Annotated in this window: 26 protein-coding genes; 20 read left to right on the top strand and 6 right to left on the bottom strand. The window is 46.3% G+C overall.

Annotated features, from left to right (window positions below; translation table 11 throughout):
- Positions 1–485 precede the first annotated feature (485 nt).
- The 8 genes from cyoE (at position 486) to QMA39_RS02765 (ending at position 7,651) form a co-directional block, all read left to right on the top strand.
- Positions 486–1,421: a heme o synthase gene (gene cyoE / locus QMA39_RS02730; RefSeq protein WP_027954074.1), complete on the top strand. Its 936-nt coding sequence runs from the start codon at positions 486–488 to the stop codon at positions 1,419–1,421.
- Positions 1,422–1,493: 72 nt separating this feature from the next.
- Complete coding sequence (gene coxB, locus QMA39_RS02735) at positions 1,494–2,558, top strand: cytochrome c oxidase subunit II (RefSeq protein ID WP_281657936.1); 1,065 nt, start codon at positions 1,494–1,496, stop codon at positions 2,556–2,558.
- A gap of 35 nt (positions 2,559–2,593) precedes the next feature.
- Positions 2,594–4,462 carry a cytochrome c oxidase subunit I gene (gene ctaD / locus QMA39_RS02740; protein ID WP_281657937.1) on the top strand — a complete coding sequence of 623 codons (1,869 nt, stop codon included), beginning with the start codon at positions 2,594–2,596 and terminating at the stop codon, positions 4,460–4,462.
- Complete coding sequence (locus QMA39_RS02745) at positions 4,462–5,085, top strand: cytochrome (ubi)quinol oxidase subunit III (protein WP_027954077.1); 624 nt, start codon at positions 4,462–4,464, stop codon at positions 5,083–5,085. The genes ctaD and QMA39_RS02745 overlap by 1 nt, the downstream gene beginning before the upstream one ends.
- A 3-nt stretch (positions 5,086–5,088) precedes the next feature.
- Positions 5,089–5,415, top strand: a complete 327-nt coding sequence (gene ctaF, locus QMA39_RS02750; protein WP_027954078.1) for a cytochrome c oxidase subunit IVB — start codon at positions 5,089–5,091, stop codon at positions 5,413–5,415.
- Between the two features lie 177 nt (positions 5,416–5,592).
- Positions 5,593–6,492, top strand: a complete 900-nt coding sequence (gene ctaG, locus QMA39_RS02755) for a cytochrome c oxidase assembly factor CtaG (RefSeq protein WP_027954079.1) — start codon at positions 5,593–5,595, stop codon at positions 6,490–6,492.
- Between the two features lie 27 nt (positions 6,493–6,519).
- Positions 6,520–6,975, top strand: coding sequence for a DUF420 domain-containing protein (locus tag QMA39_RS02760; protein WP_027954080.1), 456 nt, complete (start codon positions 6,520–6,522; stop codon positions 6,973–6,975).
- Positions 6,976–7,111: 136 nt separating this feature from the next.
- Complete coding sequence (locus tag QMA39_RS02765; protein ID WP_281657938.1) at positions 7,112–7,651, top strand: GNAT family protein; 540 nt, start codon at positions 7,112–7,114, stop codon at positions 7,649–7,651.
- Between the two features lie 136 nt (positions 7,652–7,787).
- Here QMA39_RS02765 and ytvI read toward each other — a convergent pair whose 3' ends face one another.
- Positions 7,788–8,846 (bottom strand): sporulation integral membrane protein YtvI, encoded by a 1,059-nt coding sequence (ytvI, locus tag QMA39_RS02770; RefSeq protein ID WP_027954082.1) that lies wholly within the window; start codon positions 8,844–8,846, stop codon positions 7,788–7,790.
- Between the two features lie 126 nt (positions 8,847–8,972).
- Positions 8,973–9,449: a YugN family protein gene (locus QMA39_RS02775; RefSeq protein ID WP_027954083.1), complete on the bottom strand. Its 477-nt coding sequence runs from the start codon at positions 9,447–9,449 to the stop codon at positions 8,973–8,975.
- Between the two features lie 201 nt (positions 9,450–9,650).
- On the opposite strand from QMA39_RS02775, the gene QMA39_RS02780 reads away from it, so the two are divergent.
- From QMA39_RS02780 to QMA39_RS02790, 3 genes are all read left to right on the top strand, one after another.
- Positions 9,651–10,079: a CBS domain-containing protein gene (locus QMA39_RS02780; RefSeq protein ID WP_027954084.1), complete on the top strand. Its 429-nt coding sequence runs from the start codon at positions 9,651–9,653 to the stop codon at positions 10,077–10,079.
- A gap of 128 nt (positions 10,080–10,207) precedes the next feature.
- Entirely contained in the window at positions 10,208–10,576 is a 369-nt protein-coding gene (ylbD, locus tag QMA39_RS02785) for a spore coat protein YlbD (protein WP_027954085.1), read from the top strand.
- A gap of 79 nt (positions 10,577–10,655) precedes the next feature.
- Positions 10,656–11,099 (top strand): YlbF family regulator, encoded by a 444-nt coding sequence (locus QMA39_RS02790; protein ID WP_027954086.1) that lies wholly within the window; start codon positions 10,656–10,658, stop codon positions 11,097–11,099.
- On the opposite strand, the gene QMA39_RS02795 is transcribed toward QMA39_RS02790, so the two are convergent.
- Positions 11,100–11,429: a hypothetical protein gene (locus tag QMA39_RS02795; RefSeq protein WP_027954087.1), complete on the bottom strand. Its 330-nt coding sequence runs from the start codon at positions 11,427–11,429 to the stop codon at positions 11,100–11,102. It lies immediately after the preceding gene.
- 104 nt (positions 11,430–11,533) lie between these two features.
- On the opposite strand from QMA39_RS02795, the gene QMA39_RS02800 reads away from it, so the two are divergent.
- Positions 11,534–11,812: a DUF2129 domain-containing protein gene (locus QMA39_RS02800; protein WP_027954088.1), complete on the top strand. Its 279-nt coding sequence runs from the start codon at positions 11,534–11,536 to the stop codon at positions 11,810–11,812.
- Between the two features lie 34 nt (positions 11,813–11,846).
- Here the strand turns inward: QMA39_RS02800 and QMA39_RS02805 are convergent, their stop codons facing one another.
- On the bottom strand, positions 11,847–12,236 hold the full coding sequence (locus QMA39_RS02805; protein WP_027954089.1) for a hypothetical protein: 390 nt from the start codon (positions 12,234–12,236) through the stop codon (positions 11,847–11,849).
- Positions 12,237–12,336: 100 nt separating this feature from the next.
- Between QMA39_RS02805 and QMA39_RS02810 the strand changes: the two genes are divergently transcribed.
- The 3 genes from QMA39_RS02810 to coaD all read left to right on the top strand — a co-directional run bounded on the left by QMA39_RS02810 (position 12,337) and on the right by coaD (position 15,022).
- Complete coding sequence (locus QMA39_RS02810; RefSeq protein ID WP_281657939.1) at positions 12,337–13,704, top strand: hypothetical protein; 1,368 nt, start codon at positions 12,337–12,339, stop codon at positions 13,702–13,704.
- A 256-nt stretch (positions 13,705–13,960) separates the two neighbouring features.
- On the top strand, positions 13,961–14,533 hold the full coding sequence (rsmD, locus tag QMA39_RS02815; protein WP_281657940.1) for a 16S rRNA (guanine(966)-N(2))-methyltransferase RsmD: 573 nt from the start codon (positions 13,961–13,963) through the stop codon (positions 14,531–14,533).
- A 12-nt stretch (positions 14,534–14,545) separates the two neighbouring features.
- A complete protein-coding gene (coaD, locus tag QMA39_RS02820; RefSeq protein ID WP_027954093.1) occupies positions 14,546–15,022 on the top strand; it encodes a pantetheine-phosphate adenylyltransferase in 477 nt (158 codons plus the stop codon).
- Between the two features lie 145 nt (positions 15,023–15,167).
- Here coaD and ylbJ read toward each other — a convergent pair whose 3' ends face one another.
- Positions 15,168–16,337: a sporulation integral membrane protein YlbJ gene (gene ylbJ, locus QMA39_RS02825; RefSeq protein WP_348646588.1), complete on the bottom strand. Its 1,170-nt coding sequence runs from the start codon at positions 16,335–16,337 to the stop codon at positions 15,168–15,170.
- A 170-nt stretch (positions 16,338–16,507) separates the two neighbouring features.
- Between ylbJ and QMA39_RS02830 the strand changes: the two genes are divergently transcribed.
- Together QMA39_RS02830 and QMA39_RS02835 are read left to right on the top strand one after the other, a co-directional pair.
- Entirely contained in the window at positions 16,508–17,314 is an 807-nt protein-coding gene (locus QMA39_RS02830) for a patatin-like phospholipase family protein (protein ID WP_027954095.1), read from the top strand.
- Positions 17,301–18,329, top strand: coding sequence for a SepM family pheromone-processing serine protease (locus QMA39_RS02835; RefSeq protein WP_281657941.1), 1,029 nt, complete (start codon positions 17,301–17,303; stop codon positions 18,327–18,329). The genes QMA39_RS02830 and QMA39_RS02835 overlap by 14 nt, the downstream gene beginning before the upstream one ends.
- Positions 18,330–18,382: 53 nt before the next feature.
- Here QMA39_RS02835 and QMA39_RS02840 read toward each other — a convergent pair whose 3' ends face one another.
- A complete protein-coding gene (locus tag QMA39_RS02840) occupies positions 18,383–19,606 on the bottom strand; it encodes a nucleotidyltransferase (RefSeq protein ID WP_281657942.1) in 1,224 nt (407 codons plus the stop codon).
- A gap of 203 nt (positions 19,607–19,809) precedes the next feature.
- Between QMA39_RS02840 and QMA39_RS02845 the strand changes: the two genes are divergently transcribed.
- From QMA39_RS02845 to QMA39_RS02855, 3 genes are all read left to right on the top strand, one after another.
- Positions 19,810–20,331: a YceD family protein gene (locus tag QMA39_RS02845; RefSeq protein WP_027954098.1), complete on the top strand. Its 522-nt coding sequence runs from the start codon at positions 19,810–19,812 to the stop codon at positions 20,329–20,331.
- 47 nt (positions 20,332–20,378) lie between these two features.
- Positions 20,379–20,552 (top strand): 50S ribosomal protein L32, encoded by a 174-nt coding sequence (gene rpmF / locus QMA39_RS02850; RefSeq protein ID WP_027954099.1) that lies wholly within the window; start codon positions 20,379–20,381, stop codon positions 20,550–20,552.
- Between the two features lie 105 nt (positions 20,553–20,657).
- On the top strand, positions 20,658–21,416 hold the full coding sequence (locus QMA39_RS02855; RefSeq protein ID WP_281657943.1) for an enoyl-CoA hydratase/isomerase family protein: 759 nt from the start codon (positions 20,658–20,660) through the stop codon (positions 21,414–21,416).
- Positions 21,417–21,479 lie beyond the last annotated feature (63 nt).

The following is a 21,479-nucleotide window of genomic DNA, read 5'->3' on the forward strand; positions in this document are numbered from 1 at the left end:
AGAAATTTCCTTCGAATTTAAGCAGACCCATGTAGGAACATCCATCAATCAGGGCAGACTGATAGAAAAGGACATTTTTGTCATAGAACGTTCACTCCTGATGGTCCATGTTCCCAATACGGTCATGTAAAATAGACGGAGCGGAATTTACAACCGTATGACAGATTTAATGCATTTTCATGTACAACGTGCCGGCAGGCAGACGAACTTTCAACTGAACATTCCAATGAACGTTGTCAACACTCCGGACAGGGAGTGAAAAAAAGCGGGCGTGGTAGATACTAAGAGGGAGGAGGACAGGTTTCACAAAGTTGTCACAAATTCATAAAATTATCCGGTTTAAATAGATAGAAAAAACATTACATGATACAATTATTTTGATGTTTCTTGTCACTGGGATACGTGCAAGGACGGAAACATCTCCTGTTTCGTCATGAAATTGTTACAATGATGAATCGGGGGAAGTAGAAGGAGGAAGATAAACGATGGACAATCCAAGAACAGTCGAATCTGCTTCTACAGAAATGATCCAAACAAAAACCCAGGAAACTACTTTGTTAGCTGATATAAAAAGTTTAATCAAAGTTGGTATTATTAACTCTAATTTGATTACCGCGTTTACAGGGTTCTGGCTGGCCTTATATTTTACAGGCACTCAATTCACAGACCAGTGGGTCACTTTCCTGTTAACGATGCTTGGTACCGCTTTGGTAATAGCGGGTGGCTGTGTTATTAATAACTGGTATGATCGGGATATTGATCCGATCATGTCGAGAACTCAAACGCGTCCCACCGTTACAGGCTCCATATCACTGCCTGTAATTAAAAATATGGGAATCGCCCTCTCCATACTGGGGTTTGTTGTTCTGCTTTTCACTACATGGCAGGCAGCATTATGGGGGGCGTTCGGCTGGTTTGTCTACGTCGTTCTTTATACGATGTGGTCAAAACGCCGGTACACGATCAATACGGTAATTGGAAGTTTCTCGGGTGCTGTCCCGCCGCTTATCGGCTGGGCTGCGGTAGATCCGGGACTGCAGCTTGAAGCCCTGATTCTATTTCTAATCATGTTCATCTGGCAGACGCCTCACTTCCTGGCGCTTGCCATGAAGAAAAAAGATGAATATAAAGCTGCGGGTATTCCGATGCTGCCTGTTGTACACGGGTTTAAGATGACTAAGCGGCAGATCGTCGTCTACGTCGCATGTCTCCTGCCCCTGCCGGTATATCTGGCATCACTGGGTCCTGTTTTTCTTGTTACAGCTTTCCTTTTATCCTTTGGCTGGCTGGCCCTGGGTATAGCTGGTTTCTTTATGAAGAATGATGATAAATGGGCCACATGGATGTTTGTTTATTCTTTGAATTATATGACCATCCTGTTTTTTATGATGGTAATCGTGACACTGCCTTTCCCATTTTAATGAACTGACCCCCTCTCCGGGGGTCGGTTATTAAATAAATCATGCATGACAAAAGAAAGAGAGGTATTTCAGATGAGAGGTTGGATGGGAAAATTCCGTTCGTTATTACTCTTTGGTGCACTGACACTGATTCTTACCGGTTGTGGTATTGAAAATGTTAGCGCTTTAAAACCAAAGGGCTACGGATCGGAATTATTATTTGATCTAATGATGATCAGCATTGCAATCATGATTTTTGTCTTTGTTATCGTCATGGCAATCTATGCTTTCGTTCTATTCCGATTCCGGGAGAAAAAAGGACAGGAAGACGTGATTCCAAAGCAGACGGAAGGAAACAAGGCGTTGGAAGTGATCTGGACAGTCATTCCAATTATTCTCCTGCTTGTACTTGCAATCCCTACGGTACAGGCAACGTTTGATCTTGCGGATCAATCCTCCCAGGATGATGAAGGGACACTGACGATTGATGTAACAGGAAATCAGTATTGGTGGCAGTTTACATACGCCGACCAGGAAATTTCAACGAGCCAGGAACTCTATATACCTACAAATGAAAGGGTATACTTAAACATGAAATCCAGCGATGTGATCCATTCATTCTGGGTTCCTGCTATTTCTGGTAAGATGGACACCAATCCTGGTGAAAACACGAACACGATGTACTTAGAAGCTTATGAAGAAGGGGTTTATGAAGGGTTCTGTGCGGAATTGTGCGGTCCTTCCCATTCATTGATGTACTTTAAAGTTATAGCGGTCAGTCCTGACCAATATGACAAGTGGGTGGAGGATATGAAAAATGTGGATCCTGAAGCCGAACCTGAAACCGCTTCAGCTCAGGAAGGGCAGGAATTGTTCAACAACAACTGCATGAGCTGCCATGCTATCGGCGGAGGTTCCGCAGGGGTAGGCCCCAACCTGGCCAACTTCGGAAACCGTTCCAAAATCGCCGGTATTCTTGAGCCTACAAAAGAAAATCTGAAAGACTGGATCGTACACCCTGATGAAATCAAGCCGGGCAACCAAATGCCTGCAGAGCTCGTGACAGAGGAAGAGGCAGATAAGATTGCTGATTATCTGCTGGAGCTGCAGCATTCGGATGTCGGTCAGGACGTTCCTGTCATTGAAGCAAGCGAATAAGTTTTACGAAAGAGGTTGAAAAGGGAGGTTAAAGCGTGAGTACTGCAACAGCACAAAAGCGTGGGCTCGGCGCTGCGATTTGGGATTACTTAACTACGGTTGATCACAAAAAAATAGCCCACTTATATTTGGTAGCCGGCGGATTGTTTTTCTTAATCGGCGGACTTGAAGCCATGTTAATTCGTATTCAGCTGATGAAACCGGATAACAATTTCATCTCAGCTGGACTCTATAATGAAATGATTACGATGCATGGAACAACAATGATCTTTCTGGCAGCTATGCCGCTTATATTTGCTCTAATGAATGCGGTCGTTCCTCTGCAGATAGGGGCAAGGGACGTTGCCTTTCCATTCCTGAACTCACTCGGCTTCTGGCTGTTTTTGTTCGGGGGCCTTATGTTGAATGTTTCCTGGTTTACAGGAGGGGCACCGGATGCGGGATGGACCAACTATGCACCGCTCTCAACATCCTCGCCGGGACACGGCGTGGACTACTATGTCATGGGGCTGCAGATCTCAGGGGCAGGAACGTTAATCGGGGGGATTAACTTCCTTGTAACCATCGTCAATATGAGAGCGCCCGGGATGACTTATATGCGTATGCCGCTGTTCACATGGTCTACGTTCGTAACCAGCACGTTAATTTTATTTGCTTTCCCGGCTCTGACGGTCGGCTTGTTCCTGATGATGTTTGACCGTATGTTCGGATCTGCATTCTTTGATGTAGGTCTTGGTGGTAACGTTATTATCTGGGAACACCTTTTCTGGATTTTCGGACACCCGGAAGTATACATTTTAATTCTTCCGTTGTTCGGAGCATTCAGTGATATTTTCTCCAACTTTTCCAAGAAGCGTCTGTTCGGTTATTCCGCAATGGTATTTGCGACGGTCTTGATCGGGTTTCTTGGATTCATGGTATGGGCTCACCATATGTTTACGGTCGGAATGGGACCGATTGCGAACTCCATCTTTGCTGTAGCTACGATGGCAATTGCCGTACCTACAGGAATTAAAATCTTTAACTGGCTGTTTACGATGTGGGGCGGTCAAATTAAAATGACCGCCGCCATGCTCTGGTCCATCGCTTTTATCCCGTCGTTTACAATTGGCGGAATGACAGGGGTTATGCTTGCGGCCGCAGCAGCGGACTATCAGTATCACGATACGTATTTCGTCGTTGGACACTTCCACTACGTTATAGTTGGAGGGGTCGTCTTCGGTCTATTTGCAGCCCTTCACTACTGGTGGCCGAAAATGTTCGGTAAAGTTCTGAACGAGAAACTTGGGAAATTGGCATTCTGGCCGTTCTTCATCGGTTTCCATCTGACGTTCTTTATCCAGCACTTCCTTGGACTTATGGGAATGCCGCGTCGTTACTGGGTCTTCCTGGAGGGGCAGGGTCTTGATGCAGGAAACTTAATCAGTACAATTGGTGCATTCCTGATGGCTATTGGTACAGTCATCTTCCTGATTAACGTTGTGTACACGTCTGTAAAAGAGAAAAAGGTCAGCGGCGATCCTTGGAACGGCCGGACGCTCGAATGGTCCATTCCGTCCCCACCGCCGCACTACAACTTCGTTCAAACACCACTTGTACGTGGTCTTGATCCACTATGGGTGGAAAAAATGGACGGAAAAGAAGGAATGACACCGGCAGAACCGCTGGGGGATATTCATATGCCTAACGCTTCAATCCTTCCATTTACGATTTCTCTCGGACTGTTCATCGCAGGATTTGGGTTCATCTACCAGGTGGATGATCCAGCATGGCTCATCGCCGTCTTTGCAGGTATGGGCATCACGCTTGGTTCTATGCTGATCCGCTCCGTGAAAGATGATCTCGGCCATCATATTCATAAAGAAGAACTGGAAGAAGATATTAAGAAAGGGGTGGGCAGATAATGAGTCATGAAGATGTTCTAAATCCAAAGCATATGCCCCATGATCCAGAAAAGGCCACCCTCGAAGGAAAAAATAAATTTCTGGGCTTTTGGTTCTTTCTTGGAGGAGAAACGGTCCTTTTCGCGAGTCTTTTCGGTACCTATCTTGCACTGAATGGATCCACACAAGGAGAGAATACGCCTGAGCACCTGTTTGGGCTGGAACTTGTTTTCATCATGACGATGCTTCTCCTTACAAGCTCATTGACAAGCGTTTATGCGATGTACCATATGAAAAACCATAATTTTGGCAAGATGCAGACGTGGCTTGCCATTACGGTCTTTCTCGGTCTTGCGTTTCTTGGGTGTGAGATTTATGAGTTCTACCATTACATTCATGAGTATGGATTTACGTTCCGCTCTTCAGCGTTTGGATCCGCATTCTATACGCTCGTTGGTTTCCACGGCGGACACGTACTGTTCGGACTCAGCTGGATTACCGCTCTTCTTCTCCGGAACCGGAAGAGAGGACTGAACCTGTACAACGCTCCGAAGTATTATATTGCCAGCCTTTACTGGCACTTCATTGACGTCGTATGGGTGTTCATCTTCACCGTTGTATACCTTATGGGAAAGGTGGGTTAACGGATGGCTGATCAAACACAATCCAAACCGATGCACAAAGTGGAATATGAGAAGCAGCAGCACAAAGAGGAAATGAAACATCAGGTCCTGACCTTCGCTTTAATGATCCTGTTTACGCTGATTGCCTTTGGAATGGTTGTCATGGAAGTGAATTCCTACTTCATCATTCCTACGCTGATCATCCTTGCTATCGTGCAGGTCGCTTTCCAGCTTTACTATTTCATGCATATGAAAAACAAGGGGCATGACATGGTTGCACTCATGATGTACGGGGGAGCAGCTGTCGCTCTTCTGACAATCATCACCTTTACTTCGATCATCTGGTGGTAATCAATTAAAATCAGATAGGTGAAAAGCAAAAAGACCGGGTATCCGGTCTTTTTGCGTCTATCAACAGTTATGGCTAAATTATGAACAATCGTAAAATTCTGCCTGGAAGGCTCGTTTTTTATTGATAAATTAGGTAAAATGAAGACGTAAAAGTCTACAATCTGAGGTGAGACACCAATGTGGTTGGAACTACAAATATTCGGGTTTCGGGCATTATGGAGTCCTTTATACTTCCTGTTTGTTCTCGGACTGGCTCTGGTCTATTTCTATATTACAGGCCCCGGCAGGAAAAAGGGGGAGGAGAGGCCGAATACAGCCCGGCAGTTTATGTTTTATACGGGCCTTGTGCTCTTGTATATCGTAAAAGGATCTCCTGTTGATTTACTGGGGCACATCATGTTTACGGCCCATATGACGCAGATGGCTTTGTATTATCTTTTGTTTCCGATCCTCATTATCCGTGGGATTCCCGCATGGATATGGGAATGGCTGTTCAAACAGAACGTTGTACGTCCGGTCATGAAGCTGTTGACGAAGCCACTCTTATCTTTAATTTTGTTTAATGGGTTGTTTTCGCTTTATCATATGCCGGTCATTTTCGACTACGCCAAATCCAGTGAAACCGCCCATGCGGTGATTACTACGGTCATTTTGATTACCGCCTTTTGTATGTGGATTTCCATATTTCCACCTCTCGAAAGTATGGACGCTCTCAGTCCTATTATGAAAATCGGATTCATATTTGCGAATGGGGTACTGATTACACCAGCGTGCGGGTTGATTATTTTTGCAGGGTCTCCGCTGTATGCGACCTATTCAGAAGCAGGCGCATGGCTGCAGGCCATGAGTCTGTGCGTACCCGTTAACGTGCTGTCGGACTTATCCGCAAGTTTAAGCGGGCCGGCCTATTTCACTCCGATGCCGCTAATTGAAGATCAGCAGCTGGGTGGAATCATTATGAAGGTGACGCAGGAAATCATTTTCGGTTCCGTCATCGCCTATATTTTCTTCAGCTGGTTCAACCGTGAGCGTGACACCATTGATCCGCTTCCTGGTGAGCTGTCGTCGGAAACATAGAGAGATTTATTGAGGAGAGGTGAAGGTATGCCTTTGCTGCCGACGTTGAGTACTTTTTTCATCGTTTTGAGCGCTGTTTTAGTTGCAGTCGGCTGGGTGTTGATCGTGAAGGATAAGAGGGAGCCGCACAGAAAAGTGATGATTGCGGCTGCTGTCAGTGCCCTGACATTTTTCATTATTTACGTAAGCCGGACCATTGTTGTAGGAAATACAAGCTTTGGCGGCCCGGACGACATTAAAATTTTTTATACCATCTTTTTAATTTTCCACATCTTCCTGGCAACGGTAGGGGCGGTCTTCGGGATTGTAACACTCGTCCTTGCTTTTAAACGGAAGATCAGCAGGCACCGGCGTGTGGGGCCCGTGACAAGCGTGATCTGGTTCTGTACTGCGGTTACCGGAGTAGCCGTCTACCTGCTCTTATATATCATCTATGATGGTGGAACGACCACAAGTATGATCAAGGCCATACTTGGAGGATGAGGAAACAGCGGACCGTTCGTACGGTCCGTTGTTTTTATTTTGAAAGAAATGTTTTTATTGTTTAAACCACGGGGATAAAAGGAATAAGAGAACCGATGGACATAATCTGCCTACATAATGAAAGGGATGGATACTAGTGGAAATAAATACAGGAAGGCTGCGGATTTTTCCGATCACCCTTGATCTGGCTCAAACCTTGATGAAGAATTCATTGGCTTTTTATTATCAATACCAGCTCCCGTGGAACAAAAACTGGCCTCACGACGGCTTGAAAGCCATGCTGCCTCTTTACACCGAACAATTGGAGGATCGTGCGGAAGAAATGGGTTTTGGTCCGTGGGTGATGATGGACGCCGCAGGGGAACATGTCGTTGGAGATATCGGCTTTAAAGGGAGCCCTGATGAGGATGGGAACATCGAAATTGGTTATCATGTCGTTGCCTCGGAGAGGAATGCAGGCTATGCTTCTGAAGCGGTCGGCGAGTTGTGCCGATGGGCATTTACCCAGCCGGGTGTGGAAGGCATTGAGGCTCAGTGTGATAAAGGAAATATTCCGTCACAAAAAGTTTTGATCAATAACGGATTTTCACATACAGGAAGAAGCCAGGACATTCTGGTCTTTAAGAAGGAAAAGGCGAGGAACGACCATAAACAAAATTCCTATAAGGCTAAATGAAGCAGAAAAAAACCTGAAGCACAGCTTCAGGTTTTTTGTTTGTAGAAAAGTACTCCCATAAGGAAGCGTTCTGTTATGGTGGATTTCTCCTGCCGGACTTTGGGCAGGATGTGATCTACATACAGTGTCATTGATGCTAAAGTTTATAGTTCCATTTGATAATTCCGGCTTCCTTGGCTGAGTTAAAGGCAATAACCACGAGCGGTCCAAGGATGAATCCAAGCAGACCAATCAGCTGCAGACCAAGATACATAGCAATCAATGTAGCCAGCGGAGATAACCCGATATGCCGTCCCATCACCTTTGGCTCTACAGTCCTTCGTATGGCAAGCAGGATTACAGCCAGGACACCCAGCTGTGTTCCCATGGCAATATCCCCGACAATCAACATGTACACTGACCATGGACCAAGAATAACTATGGAACCAATAATCGGGACAAAATCAATCGCCCATATAATCAGCGACATGATGACGGCCACTTCTGGTGTAATCCAGAGCAGTCCGATAAGGGAGACGACGAAAATAATGATACTTACAAGAAACTGTGCCTTTAAAAAGCCGAAAACGACATATCCGAGGCGGGCGTTCATGAATTTCACTTTTTCAGATGTGGCTTCAGTAAAAGATTCGTGCATCTTTTCACGCAGACGCGGAAGCTCAAGCATGAACAGAAACAACGCAATCAAGTAAACGAGGAAGCTGACAAGCAACTCCGGGATTTTTGCTGCCGCTGCTGCAATGTTGCCCAGCTGCAGCTTTTCTGAAATAGCCGATGTGGTCCGGTCGACGGTGTTGTATATTTCATTGGTCACTTTATCGACAAATTCCTTCGGCATATTTTGAGTGAAGCTGGCCATGTGTTTTTCCCAGTCTAACAGCACATTGTTTATTTGATTAATGTATAACGGTGCGTTATCTGCCAGCTGGACGACCTGCGTAACAGCTCTTGTGACAGCGAAAGCTCCAAGCAGTCCGAGTAGAATGAGGAACAGCAGAAAGACAATCGTCACAGACATTTTTCTGTTGATCCGGAACCGGAACTGCATCAGGCGTACGGCTGGGTTTAGAAACAGAGCCGTCACAAACGCAATGATCAAGGGGATGGACACAGGCAGGATGAAGTAACCTGCCACGATGAGCAGGATGGAAAGTATAAGTAGAATCCATTGTTTTTTTGAAAGATAGCGTAACAATTTATGTAATTTTCTCCTTTCCCCATTAAAATCAAGTGATTCTTTTATCCGGGGGATTCCGGTTTTAAAAAAAGCCGCTCACCATACAATGATGTGCGACTAAAGAAATCACTTATTGGGTGAACCTCAGCGGCGTTCCGGGTCGTTTGAAAGCTCTTCCACTTTTTGCAGGACTTCGTCGTTTTCGTTTTCCTGTGCCCATTTTTTCAGCTTGTCCAGAACGACGTGCTCCGGTACCTGGCTGTGGTATTTTTTCGCAGGTTCAGCTACTTTGGCAATCAGTGTTTTGGCTTTCTGGATCATGTCATCTGAGAAACCTTCCTGATGTCCGTATTCTACACCGTGAGGGTAGTAATGGCGGCCGAGCAGCGGCTTCATCAGACGGATCACCGCATCTCCTTTATCAACGTCACCTTCAAGGGCAAACCCTTGAATCCGGACGTAGTGGGTAATGTTTTTCTCAGGAGCCATTAGTTTGTAATCATATGTAACACGTTCATAATCCCAGGAACCGCCCAGGATAAATCCGTTTTTCTCCATGATTTCAGTCAATGGTTTGTAATCGACCACAAGACCTTCAAGACCAGTGCCTTCTAATTTCATTACTTTCCACCTCACCTATTTGGTATGTATCTTCCTTTATTTTAGTATGAAATGACCCAGGTTGCAATTCCTGGCAGAAACACCAGGGCGTGTCAGCGGTTTCTTCCTCATTATACTATAAATAGACAGAGGCTGCATGTAATAAATTCGGTCGATCGGGGACACTAAACAGTGATCATGATCAATGAGGAGGATCTTTGAATGAAAACCGTAAAAGATATCATGACGAAGGATGTTTCCGTCTGTCAGACGAGTGACCAACTAAGTGATGCAGCCAAGCTGATGAAAGACAAAAACGTCGGGGCTGTTCCTGTCTGTGACGATCAAGGCAATGTCATGGGTATGGTCACAGACCGTGACTTGGTTATTCGCGGCTATGCGGATAAAAAACCGGATTCAACACCAATACAGCAGGTGATGAGTGACCGGATGTACAACTGCGCACCGGATTGCTCCCTGGAAGAAGCGAGCCGTATCATGGCTCAACACCAGGTCCGCCGCCTGCCTGTTGTTGAGAACGGACGTCTGGCCGGAATCATCTCCCTTGGTGACCTGTCCACAGATGAGATGTCTGATCATGCAGCAGGAGTGGCACTGCAGGATATTTCAGAACGGCCTGAACTTCATTAATAATGGAAAGCCTGCCTGCCGCAGGCTTTTTTTATTTCGTTAACGTAGGGGATTTTCCGTTTAGATGAACGCCTGCCTCCATGATGCATAGGCTATACTGTTAGTTTTATGTGTGAGGTGGGATGAGGATGAGTACAGGGGAACTGCATCCATCTGTCCAGCAGTTCAAAGCATTTGTCGATCAACACCCTGGCGTCAAAAATCAATTGAGAAAAAATCATAAGCTTATTCAAAGCTATTATGAAAAGTTTATGATCCTCGGTGAGGATGACCCTTTTTGGGAAAGTCTGCCTGAGGCAGATAAAAAAAGTGATTCGACAAAGAAGATGGATTGGTTGAAACAACTGGGTGTCCTTATGGAAGATTTGAACTGGGAAGAGGTCTCCAAGCAGATAGAGGAATTGAACGGAGCGATCGGACAGTTTCAGCAGTTTATGACGGATGTAAGAAAAACACGGGAAAAAGATGAGCAGGAATTTGAATATCCGTATTATTAATTTCTTGCAGGTGGAAAGTTTCTCTCATTTCCATCTGCTTTTCTATTTGATAAGATAGAGAGGGAGGTGGACATACAGTATGTTAGCAACAATGGAAATTGTCGATCTTTTGGACCGTTCAGAAACGATTGGCCAGATGGTTCTACATTCTGAAACGATGCAGCAATATCAGGAGGCAAAATCTGCCCTTGAACAAGATAAAGAGGCGCAGAGACTCATTAAAAGCTTTGCAGATATGAAAGATCATTATGAGGATGTGCAGCGTTTTGGACGCTACCACCCTGATTATAACTCCATCATGAAGCAGGTCCGCACCGTAAAACGCGAGATGGACATGCATGAAACGGTGGCCCGGTTCAAGCGGGCAGAGCGGAATATCCAAAAACTGCTCGATGAAATCAGTGAGAGTGTCGCCTTCAGTGTGAGTGAGCAGATCAAAGTGCCTAAGAACGGGATGGCCCTCACAGATACAGGCTGCAGCGGCGGCTGTGGCAGTGGGGGAAGCTGCGGGTGTGCTTCCTGATTACGGGTTCGTAAAACGGATACAGTCGTCACAAAAATTGCCGCAGCAGAACATCTTTCTCTGTGGGACAAGAAACCGCACACGGTAAACATAAAACGTCTGAGTCCTGCGTACATAATTCATCGCAAGGCTCAGGCGTTTTCCTTTCATCGCTTTCGCCGCACACCATTTTAATTGTTCTTCAATATCCTTTTGTGAGGTGTTTTCTCTTGGATACACATAGACAAAAGGAAGACCTGTAAACGACTTGAACTCTGCTTTTGCCAGAAGATCGGATTCATTCAGCAGCTGTTCAAACTGCTGTACGGCTCTTTCGTGGTCAGTCCACATCCTGGACACACCTCCTTGAAATTGTCTGATTTCATTGCCCCCGTCCTGAGGATTTGGTACACTTACGTTAGAAATCAACGTTCCACAGGGAGTCGAGGGATGGTATGAACAAAACAAACCGGCAAGGTCTTATCGTATATTTTCAGCACATGAAAAATATTAGACAGATAAAAAAACACGGTCACTTGATCTACGCCTCCAAAAAGATGAAGTATGCGTTACTTTATGTGAATCAAGAGGATGTTGAATTCAAGATGGAAAAACTGGAGCGGTTACCTTTCGTTTCCCGTGTTGTTCCTTCGCATAAACCGGAAGTGCGCACGGATTATGAAAATTCCAAGCCTGATAAAGCGAAGCAGTATGATTATAAAATGGGAATATAATTCCAAAAAAAAGCGCCCTCAGGGGCGCTTTTTTTCAGCTTAAAGGAGCAATGTACCGGTTCATACGTAAAATCCCGATCAAATGCTGATAATATAATTCCGTTTCCGGAAACAGGGAGGAGGGTTTGATGGTAAACTCATGAACCTCCTTATCAGCCTGCTTCACCATCTTTTGAAAGAGCTCGAACCGTTGATTCGGAACCTCATGCGGATTAGGGATTCCTTCACGACAGATGTAAATGGGTTGGAATTTCCCGTTTGCCGTCGGGTTCATGATCAACGCAAGAGAAGCAGAAGGTCTTCCTTCTTTCTCGCAGTAAAAGGCGACGGCATGCTGAATGCGTTCAGGCATCCGCTCCCCCATTTCAATCAGTTCATAAATATCGGCGTAGCCTTCGCCGAGTTCAATAAATTTTTGTATCATGAGCATGTACGTCCTTTCTCGTATCCATTAAACTAAACGTAGCATGTTTTTTTCTAAATGTGAACGGTAAATATACTAAAAGCAGCAGGTGGGTTGACGTATGAAACTCTTTTTTAGGATGGCTCCCATCTTTTTGATCGGCGGCATATTGGTCTTATTATATCCATGGAGCGGGGCAGAGAAAAAGGCGGAGGAGACAGAGAGGTCAGGAGAGGTGGGCGTCCATGTGGAAAGGGATACGCTCCACATTTCCTATACGTTTCACAACCTGGAACCGGGTATTTACAAAGCTGAATTACCGGAGAAGGCCGGGGAGCTGTCCTGTTCTTATGAAGACGGGCGTTCCTGCTGGATGGACCAGCAGCAGCTGAACTACGAGGGCGGAGACCCAGTGACCGTTCATTATCAACAGCCTTTTGAAGAGGGTTTTGTCGATGAGTCGTGGCTTTTGAAACTCCATAAGGATGGTGAATACCAGGAAATACCTTTCACCTTGACTGTAAAAGACTTCTCAAAGGAAGCTTTTAGATGGACAGCTCCTGTGAAGCTGGAGAGCAGCATCGCTATGGAACATGTCCATTATTACCGCTTCGAGGCAGCAGAGGTTCCGTTTCCTTTATTCGCTGCTGATCAAACACAGCAGGATGTATGGAAGGTTGAACATAATGTGGTCATCTATGAAAAGGATGAGCCTCTTACCTATGAACAAAAAGCAGACCTTCATCGGGCGCTTGAGGGGCAGAACGGGAGGGTTGTTGAGCTGGATCTCAACCATTCAAGCACCACGGCATCTTTGGTGAAACGGAAAGACAGAGAGGTGGAGAACCTTGAAGGAGAAATTCTAACCGCACACCTTCAATCATCGGCTGGCGGAATATCTGATTTTCATGAACAGGTTATACAGGACGTGTACCGTTCTGATCCTCCAGTGACAGAAGCTGGAAAACAGATAAAGTCAGGTTTGTCGACGCAGGAGCTCCGGTCCTGGAAGGAGGTTCTCTTATCTGAAAATCAGGTGGAGAATGTTCCGGTTTTCCTTGACGACACGCTTTCGGAAATAACACAAGGGACGACTCATTTCTTCCAAAGGAAGGCGGCTAATGAGGACGTCTCCTTCTTCTTCACCTTGGATCAGGATCTCCAACTCCAAGGCGCCCGTCTCGAGGAAAGGGCGGTCCGGTACAAGCAGGTCTGGTACTATCCGCTGGCTTCCATTTTAAAAGCGTCCGATTTTCCATGGAGCACCCTTGAAGACGGAAAGGTTTTTCGAATACAGACAGATGATAACCATTTTCGTTTTTTCGTGGATCAGGATTCCTTTATCGTGAATGAAGAGAGCTTCGGCACGGGAGAGGAAGTGGTCAAGTCCCTGGGAGGGGGCGTTTACATGAAAGAGGAGGAGCTGGAGAATCTTCTCAATTTCCGAGTGGTAAAGGATGAAGACGTGATTGCTTTCCAAAAAAAATAGGGCTGTCCATAAAGGACAGCCCCGCTTTTTTGTATCATGCGAAATGAAACAAAAAAGTAAAGGGAGAGGAGAAACCGGAGGAAGAGCTTATGGGGATGTAAGCCTTCTCCGTTTTCAGAAGCAGTATCATCCGCTTCAAAAACTAGTATGGACGGAGGGCTTTTCTTTTATTCACGATGGGTGAAATTTTTTCTTCCTCTGACATTACAGGGTTGTACTTCCCTGGTTGTTCGGATTTGTGGTAGGATTATGGGGAATGCTGACAAGTGAGGTGTACTGGATGCGAGTGATTGCAGGCGATTTTAAGGGAAGACCATTGAAGTCTGTCCCTACACATAAAACACGTCCAACGACAGATAAAGTGAAAGAAGCTGTGTTCCACGGGATCGGTCCGTTTTTTAATGGAGGCAGGGCTCTTGATCTTTTTGCTGGAAGCGGAGGTCTCGGAATCGAAGCACTCAGCCGGGGTGTAGGTTCCTGTGTTTTTGTTGACCAGCAGCATCAGGCGGTCAAAACGGTATATGAAAACATTGAACTACTGAAGCTGGAGGACCGCACGGAGGTTTTTCGCACGGACGCGTACCGGGCTATGAAAGCAGCGGGGAAACGCGGGCTTCAGTTTGAATACATCTTCCTGGATCCCCCTTATAAGAAGTTTTCCTATAAGGAGCTGATGGAAGCGCTTTTAGATCACGGTCTTGCTGCTGAAGGAGCGAAAATCATCTGTGAACACGATGCTTCGGAAAAGATTCCTGAGCAGGTAGGTCCATTTAAGCGAATGAAGACCGATCATTATGGCAGTAATATCGGTGTATCTATTTTTGAATGAGGAGTGAAAGGTATGACGCGGCTGGCAATCTGCCCGGGAAGTTTTGATCCCGTTACATACGGACATCTGGATATTATCCGAAGGGGAGCGAAAGTATTTGACCATGTCATTGTGGCGGTTTTTAATAATCAGAGCAAATCCCCGCTGTTTGATGTACATGAAAGAACCGCCTTGTTGAAAGAGGTGACGAAAGATCTTGATAACGTGTCTGTAGACGCGTGTAACGGTCTTTTGATGGATTACGCTGAAGAAAAAGGTGCTCAAGCCATTATCCGCGGTTTGAGAGCGGTTAGCGACTTTGAATATGAAATGCAGATTACGTCTATGAACAGGAAACTAAACGAAGACATCGAGACGTTTTTCGTTATGACGAATAATCAGTATTCTTTCCTGAGTTCAAGCATTGTGAAGGAAGTAGCGAAATACCGTGCCAATATCGGTGATCTTGTGCCACCGCCCGTGGAAAAAGCACTTTCTGAAAAGTTTTAATAAAAGGATTTCCTGCTCCGTGCAGCGGCTGACGAAAGCAGAGTATTTCTCCTTAATAATAAGATTGTGCAGAAGTGCTCCAGGCCGAAAAAATAATAAATAAACGAATAAAGGCTGTCGAGGTGATGCTCGGCAGCCTTTCTATTTAATAATTTTTTACTGCCTGAGCCCGCCAACGGATGAAAATCATCAGCAGGATGGCACTCAAAGTCAGCGGCGGTCCGTACTGCTGGAAAAATGCAAGGATGGAAAACGGATCAGAACGGGCAGGGTTCCAGCTTGGAATGGTCGATGCCTGAAAGGGCTGATACAAAAAATACAACAGGTACGTTAGACAGGCAGCAATGACGGCGTGCGCGCACCTGGCGAGAGCATAGGGGAGGAAACGTATATCCGTCTCTGCCAGAATGCTCGCAATCTGGGCTTGTATAGAAAAGCCGTGAAATCCGAGGATGAAACTGACAGCCACCAGCTGAGCCGGAAGTGCCTCGTGAGATTGGGTAACAGCACCGATTCCCGTCGTCAGTTCAAGCATCCCTGCGGTCAAAGGGATATGAAACCCTTCCGGGAGCGGGGTGAGAGCCAGGAAATGGGTGAACAGGTGGATGAGCCCCGTCTGCTTCAATAATTCCGTCAGCACGGAAAACAGCATGATAAATCCCCCCACCATCAGCAGGGTGTCCACAGATTTGGTTACTGCATCCCCCAGCAGTTTTCCGAGTGTCCGGCCGTCCCTTAATCTGGAGTGGTGCATCGTCCAGAAGGCTTCTTTGAGAGAGGAGGAGGTGTGGTCCCGCTTACGTGTCAGGTCCTTTCTTTTATAAAACCTCATCAGGATACCGATGATGAAATTGCCGCCGTAATGGGCTGAAGCAATTAAAATTCCAAGTCCTGCATCGTGGAAAAAGCCGACCGCGACGGCCCCGAATATAAACAAGGGGCTGGAGGCGTTCGTGAAAGCTACGAGCCTTTCCGCCTCGGTTCTTGTGACCTGTCCGTTTTTGTAGAGGTCAGTTGTCCACCTGGCTCCTGCTGGATATCCGCTCGCCATTCCCATGACCCACACAAACCCTCCGCAGCCGGGGACATTGAATAACGGACGCATGATCCGCTCACTAACAGCACCGAGGCCGTGGACAACACCGAATCCGATCAGAAGCTCAGCGGTGATGAAAAATGGAAGGAGTGATGGGAAAACCACTTCCCACCAAAGATCAAGGCCTTTCAAGCTCGCGGTTAAAACGGGAGTGGGGAATAAAATTAAAGATGCAGCCAGTCCGACTGCAAAAAAAGCGAGAGCGATGGATTTTATCACAGGTAAGGCCCCCCTCCTTTCCACCCGCAGTTTCCTGTACTTATGATTGTGGAAATAGTAAAATGGTGATAGATTTCGACAAAGATACCACTTGTCCCTATATCATTTGTACGCTCATAAGGGAATGGTTTATTCCATAAAATAAACCACATGATGAAGGGGGAGTATCCGTGAATAAACCTGTTATCGGCCTTGCGCTTGGTTCAGGGGGAGCGCGTGGGTTCGCTCACCTGGGCGTTATTAAAGTCCTTCATGATCATGATATTCCTGTGGATATGGTGGCAGGCAGCAGTATGGGAGCTCTTGTCGGCTCTTTTTTTGCTGCCGGACAGAGCATTGATGATATGTATAAACTGGCCTTAACCTTTAAACGTAAATATTACCTTGATTTTACTGTGCCTAAGATGGGCTTTGTACTGGGGCGCAGAATTAAAGAATATATCCGGCTGTTTACGTTTGGTAAAAATATCGAGGATTTTAAAATCCCACTTTCGATTGTAGCTACAGATCTGTATGCAGGAGAAAAAAAGATATTTACGACAGGACCAGCTTGTGATGCTGTCCGGGCAAGTATCGCTATACCGGGAATCTTTGTTCCTGAGAAAATCAATAACCGACTGTATGTAGACGGCGGTGTGATTGATCGTGTTCCTGTTTCTGTTGCCAAACAGATGGGCGCTGATTTCATTATTGCCGTGGATTGTGCCCATTTTGATTCCGACCCCAACATTCATTCTATTTATGACGTGATCACTCAAAGTATTGATATTATGCAGGATGAACTCGTCAACGCCATCGGGGTGTCCTCGGATGCAAATGTGATGATCAAGCCTGATGTAGCGGCCTACAGTTCACGAGCGTTTACAAACCTGGAGGAAATCGTGAAGGCGGGTGAAAAGGCGGCGGAGGATCGGATAGAGGAAATCAAGAGAAAGCTTGCGGCGTGGAAGGAGTTAAATGATCATGAAAGCGAATAGAAAACTGGTTATTACAGGGATTATCGTTATTTTAGTGACGGTCCTGTTAACCTCATGGCGTCTGCCTTATTACATATACAAACCAGGGACTGCGGATGCGCTGGACGACATTGTAGAAGTGGCGGGAGGCTACCCGAGTGAAGGTGACATGCACCTCGTAACGGTCCGGGGTGGACAAGCGACGCCGATTCTCTGGCTGCTTGCCCAGTTTCAGCCGTTTCATCAAATTTACCCGATCGAAGACATCCGTCCAGAAGGGGTAACTGAAGAAGAGTATTATCATGCACAGCTGCAGATGATGGAATCCTCTCAAGAGGCATCTAAAGTGGTCGCTTACCAGGCGGCAGACAGGGATATTGATATCAATTACGAAGGTGTTTTTGTGATGAGTGTGATTGAAGGGATGCCGGCGGAGGAAGTGCTGGAGACCGGAGATCAAATTACAAAAGTGGATGGCAATGACATTCAGGAGACGAGTGACCTGATTGACTATGTGAATGGTAAAGAAGCTGGATCAAAGGTTACCTTGACGCTCATCCGTGGAGAGGAAACCTTGGAGCGTAACATCGAACTGGCCCCTTTCCCCGATACCCCGGAAAAAACAGGGGTAGGGATTTCGCTTGTAACAGACAGGACGGTCGAAGTAGATCCTGAAGTAAATGTGAAAAGCGGGGAAATCGGCGGGCCGAGCGCTGGATTGATGTTCTCGCTTGAAATCTATGATCAATTGACAGAACAGGATATGACTCAAGGACTTGAGATCGCTGGAACAGGGGAAATTAATTACGAAGGAATCGTCGGACGTATCGGAGGCATTGATAAGAAAGTCGTAGCGGCCTCTGAACATGGAGCAGACGTTTTCTTTGCCCCTAATGAAGAAGGAAGAGAAGGATCGAACTATGAAACCGCCAAAGCGGCAGCAGAAGAAATCGATACAGAAATGGAAATTGTCCCTGTCGACACTTTCCAGGATGCTCTGGATTATTTAGAAAACCGGAATGCTGATCAAAGCTGACGGTCATTAAAAAGCCGTGCCCCTCCTGTGCAAACAGAGGGGCACGGCTTTTATTAAGGGTGGGAAGGTAAAATGACAGGCGCCTCGTATTCTCTATTCAACCGGCTTACCCGCACATCGGCTGGGAAGAGGCTGTAATAGGCAGCGGCCGCCCGTGCTTCAAGGTCAAGAAGCGGATGCTGTATCGCCTGTGGCTGGGTGATGAACGGAATCCGTGTTTCTTTTTTCGCCCATTTTAAATATTTTCTTCCGGTCTCGTTCATACCGAGGATGCGGGCATAGGGAGGGGGCGTCTCTCTTAAGCCCCTTCGTGCGTCCTCTTTGTCTGTCCCGACGAGCACATGGGTCATTGTCCGCTGAAGTCTCGTCCATGTATAGCGCTTCGTTTTGACACGGTTCATAAAGTCCTCGAAGGTGACAGCTTTTTTCATCGCTCGTTTTAAGCGGTATTCAAGCCCCTCATCTACGCCGTGGACACAGCGGAGTGTGTCTTCATCCATCGTCAGGATTTTATATTGGAGCAGGTGGAAATAAGCCTCCCACTCATGCCAGCAGCCGTACATCTGTTTATAATCATCCAGAAGGGAGGGGACGGACGACGGCAGGGTCTGTTCCGTTTCTTTGGTCAAAGTCCCGGCCTTAAGCATCTGCCTCCGGATGCTTGTAGCGCTTGCAATCGGACCGGTGATGTCCTCATCATGGTAGTGGCTGTTCTTCCTGTGTATGGTTAAAGGGGTGACAGAGGGAGCATAGGACATGATCTGTTTGACATAGCTGTAGCCCAGGATGTTGTTGGGCTGGGAAAGGTCGACTGCTCCTGAAGGGAACTGAATGGACTCATAGGCCAGCCGGGAGGATTCAGGGAAAGAATGCCCTTCATTCAGGTGACTTCTCAAGGATGCGTTAAATTCATCCTGGTGAACATTCATATGGCTGTATGCGTCCATGAAGGCACCGATATCCCCGCTTTCACTTCCGAAGCATATCGCGTCGACCCCGGCTTCTGCGAGTGTCTGAACAGCTCCCTGGCTGAAATAGTCGCTGTGCTGGACGGCATAAAGGAACGGCAGTTCAAGAACAAGATCCGCCCCGTTTTTCAAGGCTGTTTCCGCCCGGTGCCATTTATCCATTATGGCTGGTTCTCCGCGCTGCAGAAAATGACCGCTCATAATGGCGATCATCACATCCGCCCCGGATTGCTCCCTGGATTGCTCCAAATGATAGTAATGCCCGTTATGAAACGGGTTGTACTCGACAACAACCCCGCATGATCTCATAAAAAGCCTCCTTTAGCTGATTTCCGCTGTTGAACATGTGTTTGGTTTATTTTATCATGGAATAGGGGAAAATTCGCTTGTTTCCCTGTAAATATGTTATCTTTATTAAACAACACAGCTGAAAGGAAATGCTGTAAAGAAAAAATATTGACAAATCAGCGAAATCCTTTTACAATAACTCTTGTTGCCATGAGGTGATAACTATGAAATTTCCTCTACAAAAACTCAAACAGACGGGTGATGATCCGTTTTACTTTGAGGAACATGTAGATATTCGCGAATTAGAGCAGATGAACAATGACATTCGCAGGATTTCCCCTGTTCATGTCAAAGGTCAAGCAATCACACGAGGAAATGATATAACGGTAACTTTTTCAATTGATGGAGAAATGGTGTTGCCTTGTGCCCGGACGTTAGTAGATGTGACTTACCCATTTCACATTGATGCTCTGGAGGCATTCAATCTGTCACCTTACCATACAGAAGAAGATGACTCTGAAGTTCATCCCGTGAATGGAGAAGTGCTTGACTTAACGCCTTATATCAAGGAAAATGTACAACTGGAGATTCCGACACGCGTATTTTCCGAAGATGATGAGGCTCATGAAGCAGCCCCTGATGAAGGGAAAGGCTGGCAGGTGGTTACAGAGGAACCAGAGGAAAAGAAAGTGGATCCTCGAATGGCTAAACTGCAATCATTATTGAATGACAAAGAGAACGAATAAGACTATCTTCATGGTTCTCAGATTCTTACTTAAAGGAGGTGTACAACATGGCAGTACCTAAGCGCAGAACGTCTAAGAAAGTCAAGAACCAACGCCGTACGCACAAGAAACTTCACGCACCAGGAATGGTGAAATGTGATAACTGCGGCGAGTTCTCAAAACCACACCATGTTTGCAAATCTTGTGGACAATATAATGGAAAACAAGTGGTGAACAACTAATTCACCAGGAAAGCCTGACTTCGGTCAGGCTTTTTTTTATGGTCGTATAGGATTCGGTGTCAAGATCTGATACATTGAAGGAAGAAAGAGAAGGGAGAGGTGCTGATGAGCCGGGTTATCGTCAAACGCCGGGAAGGAATGGCTGAAGTGATCTTGAACAGACCGGAAAAACTGAACGCCTTATCTTCAGAAATGGCTTCAGAACTGAAATGGCAGCTGGAAGAACTGAGGGAAATGGAGGATGTAAGCTTTGTCGTTCTTACGGGAGCTGGAAACAAAGCCTTCTGTGCCGGTGGGGATTTGACGGAATTCCACGGTCATTTATCTGCGGAAGAGGCGTATGAAAAGCTGAATCGGATCAAAGAGGTTGTCTACGATCTCCTGACGTTTCCCACTCCTGTCGCAGCTCTCTTGAACGGGCAGGCGAGAGGAGGCGGTTGTGAGCTGGCGACGGCCTGTGATTTTCGTTATGGGCTGGAAACAGCGTCCTTTGGCTTCGTACAGGGCAATCTCGGACTTGTGCCTGGTTTCGGGGGTGGGGAGTTGCTTTATGAAAGGATCCACCCAACACAGGCCGCCCACTGGTTAATGGACGCAGAGATGTATACAGCAGAAGAGGCTTTCCGGATCGGGTGGCTTCATAAAGTATGGACGGAAAAAGAAGTGGAAGACCGTATGTTCCAGGGATTTATGAACAAAACGCCCAGACAGATGAGGATTTTGAAAGGGCAGTATTTAAAGCACTTGGACAAAGGGGATCTTCTGGACCGTATGGAGGCTGAAGTGCTGCAGTGTTCCAGACTCTGGGAATCTGTGGAGCATAAAAGAGCCGTAAAAAAATTCTTGCAGACAAGAAAAAGATGAAAGGTTACGATTCTATCAATCATCCCTCCTGCATAACTATAAGCAAACGATAGAGGAGGGATG

Origin of the sequence: Halobacillus sp. Cin3 (genome assembly GCF_947311855.1) — a bacterium.
Classification (GTDB): Bacteria; Bacillota; Bacilli; order Bacillales; family Halobacillaceae; genus Halobacillus; species Halobacillus kuroshimensis.